Genomic DNA, 8,286 nt, shown 5'->3' on the forward strand with positions numbered 1-8,286 from the left:
CTTTTAGCTCCATTAATGAGTCTTTGAACTCCGTTAATGAGTCTTTGATACTCATGCAAATTCCAGCAATTTTCACAAGCGTGGAATATACATAATTGTAGGGGCACAATATATTGTGCCCCTACGTGTGTTGTCTATTCAATTGAAAAACGCTGTAATCCTTAGCCAGATGCAACCTAATTAATCTTAATTTCCGATTTTTTCTTGGCAATCTGAGCTTAAATCAAAACTTTGACATTCTCTAGCTTCCGACAATTGCCTAACTGTATTATCAGGCTGATAAGTGATCAAAGTTCCTGCAACCGCAGCTAGTGTAACAACAGTAGCTAGTCCCAATAAAGTGGCTCGTTTTCTAGGTTTGATTGTACTGATGAAATTATCTAACCCAGTCGCACTACCAACAACCTCAATTGGCTCAAGTGCTTTTAAAGCAATAGCCGCATTAGCATAGCGACGTTTTCGGTTACGTTCCACCATTTTCATCAACCACCACCGGAAACGCGGACTGATTTGAGGAACTAATTGCTGGAAATTAAAGCGATAGTTATCATCAATTAATTTGCCAATCTCAACAGAACGGGTATCAGTAAGTAAGCAAATTAGTGTTGCTCCTAAACTATATAAATCTGATGCTTCAGTCAGAGAATGACCAAACTGTTCTTCTGGTGGCATAAAACCTGGAGTTCCTGCTACAAAGCTGCTCAAAGCTACTTTCGCACCCTGTATTCTAGCCAGCCCAAAATCTACCAAGTAAGCATTTAGTTCTTCATCAACCAAAATATTCTCTGGCTTAATATCCCGATGAATAATTGGGGAAACTTGCTTTTGCAGATAAACCAAAATTTCTAAGATTGACAGAGCAATTTGCTTAATTTCTTCAGGATGAAAGCTGCGTTTTAATCCCAAGGATGGGGCATTTTTATATTCCTGTACCAGATAAAAAGCTCCTGGCATTTCAAAGGAATCTATATAGCGAGGAATGCGGGAATAATTGAGTTGTTGCAAGATTTCAATTTCGCGCTGATATACTTTCACACCTGATAAATCAGCACCTGCACGAGCAAAACAAAACTCTTTAATTACCACCTGTTGATTAGAGTTGAGGATATTAGCTAGATAAGTAATCCGTCCCCCTTCTCGGTTGCGTCCTAGTTCGCTGATGACTTGATAGCCAAGTTCTGAAAAATCTGGATGGTGATTTAAGAGAATTACCCTTTTATCTCCATTACGCACATCAAGCTCCATTTCACACACCATACGAGTTTGATTCTGTTAAGGCGCAATTAAAAGATTTAAGATCCACTCACCCAGATTGTTAGCCCCATTTTTACCTTGCTTGGGCTAATACATATCGGCAGAAAGGCGAAATTATTACCTTTGTGCTAGCCAATCGACAATCTGGGCATTGACAACATCTGGAACCTCATCGTGAGGACAATGACCGGCATTGGGAATGGGAACAATTTTGATATCTTTGCCATTCTCCCGCGCCCTTTCGTAAATCTTGGCCCCGGTAATTGGTGTCCAAGGATCGTCAGCACCCCAAATTACTAATAAAGGACATTCTACCTTGGGCAAAAGTTCCTCTGGACTAGGGCCAGGAGGGGCTGTGAGAATGGAGGCGAAGACTTGTTGCGCTCCTGGGTCGCAAGAGGGAGTATAAAGTAAATCGACTAATTCATCGGTGACGGCTTCACGGTTTCGGTAAACTTGGTAAAGAGTCCGGCGAATTTGGGCTTTTTGGCGAATGCGGTTAAAGACCAATTTACCTGTAATTTGCGATCGCACAAACCGATTAAAAGTTGCCATCACCATCCGTAGTGGCGGGTTCAATTCGTGGGGACGATGGCTCAAACCACCCGCAGAGTTAATTAAAATACCACCAGCAGCAATTTCTGGATGTTCTACCAGTACAATCAAGCTCAAAAGTGCGCCAATGGAGTTGCCGATAAATACAGCAGGTTCTTGGATGTGTGCTGTGCAAAAATCTTTCAGCAGTTCCACCCAAACTTCTACACTGTAATCAATGGGAGCTTTATCAGAACCACCAAAACCTAAAAGGTCTATGGCAAATACCTGATAGCCAGCATTAGCTAAGACTGGGATATTTTTACGCCAGTGTCCAATGGAAGCACCAAAGCCGTGAACCAGTACCAACGGGCGTCCTGTACCCATGACAGTGTACTGAATTTTGTAGCCCTGCCAAGTCCAAAAGAATTTCTCAAAGGCGTCTTGGGTTGTAAGCTGTTGTGTAGTTACAGTCATTATTAAGATTAATAAAGTCTTTCTTCAAATATACTAATGTTCTCTGACCTAAAATGAAGTCTGAACAAAATGCTATTTTGAAATCAGTCCCAGTTGAGTTAAAGTCTTTGCCCTATAACCTATTTTGAATTGGAGCGTACCCCTTTGGGGAAGCAAGCTACGCGCAGCGTCTCGGAGAGAAGCGACCATGACCCTTTTTGCTAACCAACTCAAGACCGAAATTATCTACCCCAGCTCTGATGGTAAACCAATGGCAGAGAGCGATCCAGCACGGGATTATCTAATTTATGCTGTAGAAGCGTTAGACATTTATTTCCAAGACCGAAATGATGTTTACGTATCGGGGAATCTATTTGTTTACTACAAAAAGGGCATTCCTAGCGCTGTGATTGCTCCTGATGTCTTTGTGGTATTTGAGGTAGACAAGAAAAAGCGCGTCAGCTACAAGGTTTGGGAAGAAGGGGGTAAAGTCCCTAATTTTATTTTGGAAATCACTTCTGCAAGCACCCAAGAAAACGATGAAGAGGATAAACCCAAGAAATATTCACTTTTAGGTGTGCAAGAGTATTTTCAGTATGACCCAACCGGAGATTACCTCAACCCACGACTAAAGGGTTCCTATTTATTTGAGGGCAAATATCAACCGATTACATCCAACTTTTTACCCGATGGTGTCTCGTCTTTTCACAGTGAAGTCTTAGGTTTAGACCTCAGATTGATTGACGGAGAATTGCGGTTTTTTAATCCCCAAACCGGGAGAAAACTGTTAAGTCATAAAGAAACAGAACAAGCGCGACAAGAAGCAGAACAAGCGCGACAGAATGCAATACCTAGATTATTGGAGTTAGGCTTGAGTATAGAACATATTGCCAGTACTCTTAGTTTATCGGTGGAAGAAGTGGAACTTATTTTATCGTCGGATCTGGGGAGACGGTTTTTAGAGGGATAGGTAAAAATTACTATAATTGAAATTACGATCGCTCTATGGCGAGAATGCAGTAGTAACCTCAATGCCTGCGATAAAGCTGACATCATTGATAATGAAGGTAGGCGTTATCTTCACATAAGTTTATGTTTTTAACTTGGTTAGACAGCAACTCTTGGCTGCTAGAAATTGGCGGAAAACGAATACTAATTGACCCTTGGCTGGTTGGTTCGTTAATTTTTAGCAATATGGATTGGTTTTTTAAAGGTTCGCGATCGCAAAATCGTCCAATCCCAGATAATATTGATTTGATCCTGCTATCTCAGGGTTTAGAAGACCACGCTCACCCACCAACGCTCAAGCTATTAGATCGCAGCATCAAGGTTGTAGCTTCTCCCAATGCAGCTAAGGTAGTACAGCAGTTAGGTTACACCCAAGTAACAGTATTGGCTCATGGTGAAACTTTCACTTTAAATAATCAAATTGAAATCAAGGCTTTCCCCGGCTCTCCAATTGGCCCAACTTTGGTAGAAAATAGTTATCTCCTCAAAGAATTGGAGAGTGGTTTAACTGTATACTACGAGCCTCACGGGTATCATTCCCCAGAACTTCAGCAAGCTACACCTATCGATGTAGTGATTACACCGTTTATTGATATGACGCTACCTTTGCTTGGGTCGATTATTAAAGGACAGAATAGTGCTTTAGAAGTCGTAAAATCATTACAGCCTCAAGTAATAATACCTACTGCGGCTGGTGGTGATGTGGCGTTTGAAGGATTCCTGATGAAATTCATTCAAACTAAAGGAACTGCTGAGGAATTTCGCTCGTTACTTGAGAAAAACAATCTTGCGACGAAGGTACTTGAGCCGAAACCAGGCGATCGCTTTGAACTACCATTAGAAAAACGAGCATTAGCAATCTAATGAGAGTAGATGCTGGTTGCCGATATCCGACCAATATTTAAGGGATTATCTGCATTAGGAAGAGCTAATCAAATAATCCCCAGCCGTCGCCAATCGTTTTCACAGGTTGACGTTCTCATGATTATTCGTGGAGTTCATCATCTGCAAAATATGCTTAACCTGGATTTCTCTAATTCAGGTTATGTAAGCTGTTTGGTAAAAAAATCTAAAAATCAACCGAAAATATCCTGAAGCCTCACCCCGATAAAGCACAGCTTTATCTCTCCTCTCCTTACTAAGGACGAGGGGTTAAGGGTGAGGTTTTGATATGTACCCATTCGTAATAGATTAAAATAAAATGCCTTTTGTCAATCAGTTAAAAGACTCAAAATATTATTAATAAAAATAATAATCGCGTATGAGGAGAGACGGATGGAAAATTATGGGATTGCATCAGAAATTTGGTTATTTGAAGATGTAGTATATTTTATCCACATAATGAAGCGCCATGAAGCAAAATTTATTTAATGTAATTGCTCTTTTAGCAACATCTACTTTAGTCGGGATTAATAGCCCTGCTAATGCTACACCTAGCAGTTATCAGAAAAGCTGTAACAATATCTCAGTTTTTGGCAACGTTCTCTCAGCTAGTTGTAGCCGTATCAATGGTTCGTTCAACAAAACTTCAATAGTCTTACGGGGGATTGAAAATATTAACGGTACTTTCAAAGTGACTGACCCTGATAAAGTTAGCAATTATCAATTCACTTGCCAGAATATCCGCATCAGAGGAAACGATTTAAAAGCTGCTTGTAAAAAGAGAAATGGCACACTTAAGTGGACTTCAACAGTCTTGCAAGGAATTGAAAATATTAATGGTGTGCTGAAGTATAGTAGCAGTCCCTGAATTGATAATATCGGCATAAAAATAGATTAGAATACCTAGCTGTCGCCAATCCTTTTCACAGGTTGGCGTTCTCATGATTACTCGTGGACACCATCTGTAAAACAGCCTACTTAATCTGGATTTTTCCAATTCAGGTTAAGTAGGCTGTTTGGTAAAAAGATCTAAAAATAAATCAACCGAAAATACCCTGAGGGGGCATTGCATTTTGATATTGGTAAAAGGTCTAATTAAACGTTGACCCTTTAATTTAGAAGGCTTGAGTGTAATGAAGACCCCCTCCGGATTGCTATTTGTACTTAGCTTCATGGTAGTAGCTTGCAGTCCGTCTCCAGATAAAACGGTGTCTTCCAATCCTGAAGTAACAACCACTCCAGTTCAAGTAGGACAAAAGACACAAAATAAGCCTTTAGTTGTAACCACAGTTGCTCCTTTAACCAATATTGTGAGTAATATTGCAGGCGATCGCTTAGAAGTTAAGGGCATTATTCCCGAAGGAACCGACTCCCATACCTTTGAACCTCGTCCCAGTGATTCTGATTTGCTATCCAAAGCTAATTTGATTATCGCCAATGGATTGCATTTGGAATCGCCAACAGAAAAACTAGCTAAAGCCTCCAAGCCCAAAGAAACTAAAATCTTTGAACTAGGCAGTAACACTATTACCCAAGACCAATGGCTTTTCGATTTCAGCTTTCCCAAAGAAAAGGGCGATCCCAATCCGCATTTGTGGGTAAACCCCAAGTATGCTGAGGCTTACGCCAAACTAGCCGCCCAACAATTAACCACCTTAGATCCTGCTGGCAAAGACTATTACGCGACTAATCTCAAAAATTATTTACAACGTCTAGATGCCCTAGACAAAGCAACACGGGAAATCGTTGCTAGTATTCCCGCCAAAAACCGTAAACTTTTGACCTACCATGATTCTTGGGCGTATTGGGCCAGAGAGTATGGTTTTCAAGTAATTGGTGCGATTCAACCTTCAGATTTTAAGGAACCATCCGCTCAAGATGTCGCCAAGCTAATTGACCAAATTCGCAAAACAGGCGTTCCAGCAATTTTTGGTTCTGAGGTCTACCCCAGCAAGGTAGAAGAACAAATTGCCCGTGAAGCGAAAATAAAAACCGCCAACACTGCCGATGATGAGTTACCAGGGACGGGTTCAGCTAATGCAATGGAAAACACTAATCCTGAGCATACTTATATTGGCATGATGGCTAACAATATGCGGATTATCGCCTCTAATTTGGGAGGAAATCCTGATTTAGTGAAGAACTTGAACACTGGAAATGTTGTTGGCCCAACAGCAACTAAGTAAGATTAAGAAAATAAGTACAGCAGAATTCAGAAGTCAGAATTCAGAAGTAAAACAGGCTTTCTACCTGGCTTTTAGACGAATCGTTATGTACACCAACTTGAAATCTGCTGTATATGCAACCAATACTTGAAGTTAGAAGTTTAAGCTGTGGTTATCAAACCCAGCCAGTGTTTAGCAATGTTAATTTGACGCTTTACCCTGGTCAACTGACTGGCTTGGTAGGGCCTTCTGGGAGTGGTAAAAGCACTTTAATCAGAGCGATTTTAGGGCTAGTTCATCCTTGGGCTGGAGAGATTTGGTTTCGAGGAAAGCGCTTAAAGCCAGGAGTACCCCCAAAGGCGGTGGGCTATGTGCCGCAGGTGGAAACGGTGGATTGGACTTTTCCAGTTACGGCTCTGGAAGTGGTGATGATGGGGCGTTACCAGAAGCAGAAGATTTTGCCTTGGTCTTCGCGGCGCGATCGCCAAGTTGCCAGCGAACTCCTAGAGCGCGTTGGGGTTGCCCATGTAGCCCATCAACCTATCGGTAATCTATCTGGTGGGCAACAGCAAAGGGTTTTCATTGCCCGTGCTTTAGTAGGAGAACCAGAAATAGTTCTTCTAGATGAACCCACCAGCAGTTCCGACTTGCACGTTCAACACGAACTATTGCACCTATTGGCTGATTTGAATCAGCAAGGCTTGACAATTATCATCTCCACCCATGACCTCAACTCGGTAGCGACTCATTTACCTTGGGTGTTGTGTTTCAACCACGGTTTAATTTGCCAAGGTCAACCTATCGATATCTTCACTCCCGCAAATCTTCAGCAGACTTTTGGTGGAGAAATGGTAGTTTTTTACCAGCAAGACCGAATCTTGATCGCTAGTGGCGGTACTTCCCTACGTCATCAAATGCAAGACAACTTGCCACAAGTACTGCGCCGCTCCAACTCGTCGAAGTCTGCTTAATATAAATATATGGATTTTTTACTAACACCCTTTCGCTACGAATTTTTTAGCCGTGCCATTTTAGTAGGCATGATGGCGGGGCTATTATGCGGCATTATGGGAGTTTATATTACAACTCGGAGAATGAGTTACATTGCCCACGGTTTATCTCATGCGATTTTGGGGGGAGCCGTGCTGAGTTATGTACTGGGGTTGAATTTCTACATTGGCTCTGGGATTTGGGGTTTTGCAGCTGCTTTGCTGATTCAATATTTGACCGGACGCAAAGTCTACTCGGATGCAGCTATTGGAATTGTCACAACTGCTAGCTTTGCTTTAGGAGTCGCTGTGATCAGTAGCTATCGCAAGTTTAGCCAAAACTTTGAAGCCGCTTTGTTTGGCAATGTGTTGGGCGTTTCCCCTAGTGATTTGTGGGTAGTGACGGGTGTGACGATTGTCTTACTCAGCCTCGTTTTCTTTTTTTATCGCCCGTTGCTATTTTGGTGTTTTGACCGAGAAGTTGCTCAGGTTCATGGCGTACCCGTTTTTGCAATGGATACTTTATTTGCTTTGATGTTGGCGACTTTACTGGTGGCGACACTGAACGTCTTGGGCGTGACTCTGATTATTTCAGCTGTGGTGATTCCGGCATCAATTGCCCGATTAGTGAGCGATCGCTTTGGTTATCTGATGATTATTTCCGGGATTTTAGGAGCTGCGATTTCGTTTGTAGGTATCTACCTCAGCTACTACCTCGACATTGCCTCTGGAGCTAGTGTAGTGCTACTTTCAACCGCCATATTTGCCTGTGTGTTGCTCACTAAGAACCTGCAAGGACGATATAAACGCCGTTTGCCTCCCCTCTCTATAAAACACCTCCCTTAGTACAGTTTTGCGTAAAAGCGTAGCTTTTTTAATGCAGGGCGATACATTAACAATACGACCGACACATTAAGATTGTATCGAGATGCATTGGCATTCTATCGGGATGCATTGGCATTGTATCGGGATGCATTGGCATTGTATCGAGATGCATT

The 8,286-nt window shown here is 42.0% G+C and carries 9 protein-coding genes; 7 read left to right on the forward strand and 2 right to left on the reverse strand.

Going from position 1 to position 8,286, the window contains the following annotated elements:
- Positions 1-186 precede the first annotated feature (186 nt).
- Positions 187-1,245: a serine/threonine protein kinase gene (locus ACFE93_RS11400; protein WP_375473434.1), complete on the reverse strand. Its 1,059-nt coding sequence runs from the start codon at positions 1,243-1,245 to the stop codon at positions 187-189.
- Between the two features lie 126 nt (positions 1,246-1,371).
- On the reverse strand, positions 1,372-2,265 hold the full coding sequence (locus ACFE93_RS11405) for an alpha/beta fold hydrolase (protein WP_375473395.1): 894 nt from the start codon (positions 2,263-2,265) through the stop codon (positions 1,372-1,374).
- 187 nt (positions 2,266-2,452) lie between these two features.
- On the opposite strand from ACFE93_RS11405, the gene ACFE93_RS11410 reads away from it, so the two are divergent.
- The 7 genes from ACFE93_RS11410 to ACFE93_RS11440 all read left to right on the forward strand — a co-directional run bounded on the left by ACFE93_RS11410 (position 2,453) and on the right by ACFE93_RS11440 (position 8,134).
- Positions 2,453-3,214, forward strand: coding sequence for a Uma2 family endonuclease (locus ACFE93_RS11410; protein ID WP_375473396.1), 762 nt, complete (start codon positions 2,453-2,455; stop codon positions 3,212-3,214).
- A 122-nt stretch (positions 3,215-3,336) separates the two neighbouring features.
- Complete coding sequence (locus ACFE93_RS11415) at positions 3,337-4,116, forward strand: MBL fold metallo-hydrolase (RefSeq protein ID WP_375473397.1); 780 nt, start codon at positions 3,337-3,339, stop codon at positions 4,114-4,116.
- 9 nt (positions 4,117-4,125) lie between these two features.
- Entirely contained in the window at positions 4,126-4,347 is a 222-nt protein-coding gene (locus ACFE93_RS11420; protein WP_375473398.1) for a hypothetical protein, read from the forward strand.
- 256 nt (positions 4,348-4,603) lie between these two features.
- A complete protein-coding gene (locus ACFE93_RS11425) occupies positions 4,604-5,002 on the forward strand; it encodes a CVNH domain-containing protein (RefSeq protein ID WP_375473399.1) in 399 nt (132 codons plus the stop codon).
- Positions 5,003-5,267: 265 nt separating this feature from the next.
- Positions 5,268-6,320 (forward strand): metal ABC transporter substrate-binding protein, encoded by a 1,053-nt coding sequence (locus ACFE93_RS11430; RefSeq protein ID WP_375473400.1) that lies wholly within the window; start codon positions 5,268-5,270, stop codon positions 6,318-6,320.
- A gap of 113 nt (positions 6,321-6,433) precedes the next feature.
- Complete coding sequence (locus tag ACFE93_RS11435; protein ID WP_375473401.1) at positions 6,434-7,270, forward strand: metal ABC transporter ATP-binding protein; 837 nt, start codon at positions 6,434-6,436, stop codon at positions 7,268-7,270.
- Between the two features lie 9 nt (positions 7,271-7,279).
- Positions 7,280-8,134 (forward strand): metal ABC transporter permease, encoded by an 855-nt coding sequence (locus ACFE93_RS11440; RefSeq protein WP_375473402.1) that lies wholly within the window; start codon positions 7,280-7,282, stop codon positions 8,132-8,134.
- Positions 8,135-8,286: the final 152 nt, after the last annotated feature.

The sequence above is a fragment of the uncultured Nostoc sp. genome (assembly GCF_964247315.1).
Taxonomy (GTDB): domain Bacteria; phylum Cyanobacteriota; class Cyanobacteriia; order Cyanobacteriales; family Nostocaceae; genus Nostoc.

Bases quoted from the DNA above. Each gene is read 5' to 3' on its own strand.
- ACFE93_RS11435 (WP_375473401.1), top strand. From the start codon at position 6,434: ATGCAACCAATACTTGAAGTTAGAAGTTTAAGCTGTGGTTATCAAACC.
- ACFE93_RS11430 (WP_375473400.1), top strand. From the start codon at position 5,268: ATGAAGACCCCCTCCGGATTGCTATTTGTACTTAGCTTCATGGTAGTA.
- ACFE93_RS11410 (WP_375473396.1), top strand. From the start codon at position 2,453: ATGACCCTTTTTGCTAACCAACTCAAGACCGAAATTATCTACCCCAGC.
- ACFE93_RS11405 (WP_375473395.1), bottom strand. From the start codon at position 2,265: ATGACTGTAACTACACAACAGCTTACAACCCAAGACGCCTTTGAGAAA.
- ACFE93_RS11400 (WP_375473434.1), bottom strand. From the start codon at position 1,245: ATGGAGCTTGATGTGCGTAATGGAGATAAAAGGGTAATTCTCTTAAAT.
- ACFE93_RS11420 (WP_375473398.1), top strand. From the start codon at position 4,126: ATGCTGGTTGCCGATATCCGACCAATATTTAAGGGATTATCTGCATTA.
- ACFE93_RS11415 (WP_375473397.1), top strand. From the start codon at position 3,337: ATGTTTTTAACTTGGTTAGACAGCAACTCTTGGCTGCTAGAAATTGGC.
- ACFE93_RS11425 (WP_375473399.1), top strand. From the start codon at position 4,604: ATGAAGCAAAATTTATTTAATGTAATTGCTCTTTTAGCAACATCTACT.
- ACFE93_RS11440 (WP_375473402.1), top strand. From the start codon at position 7,280: ATGGATTTTTTACTAACACCCTTTCGCTACGAATTTTTTAGCCGTGCC.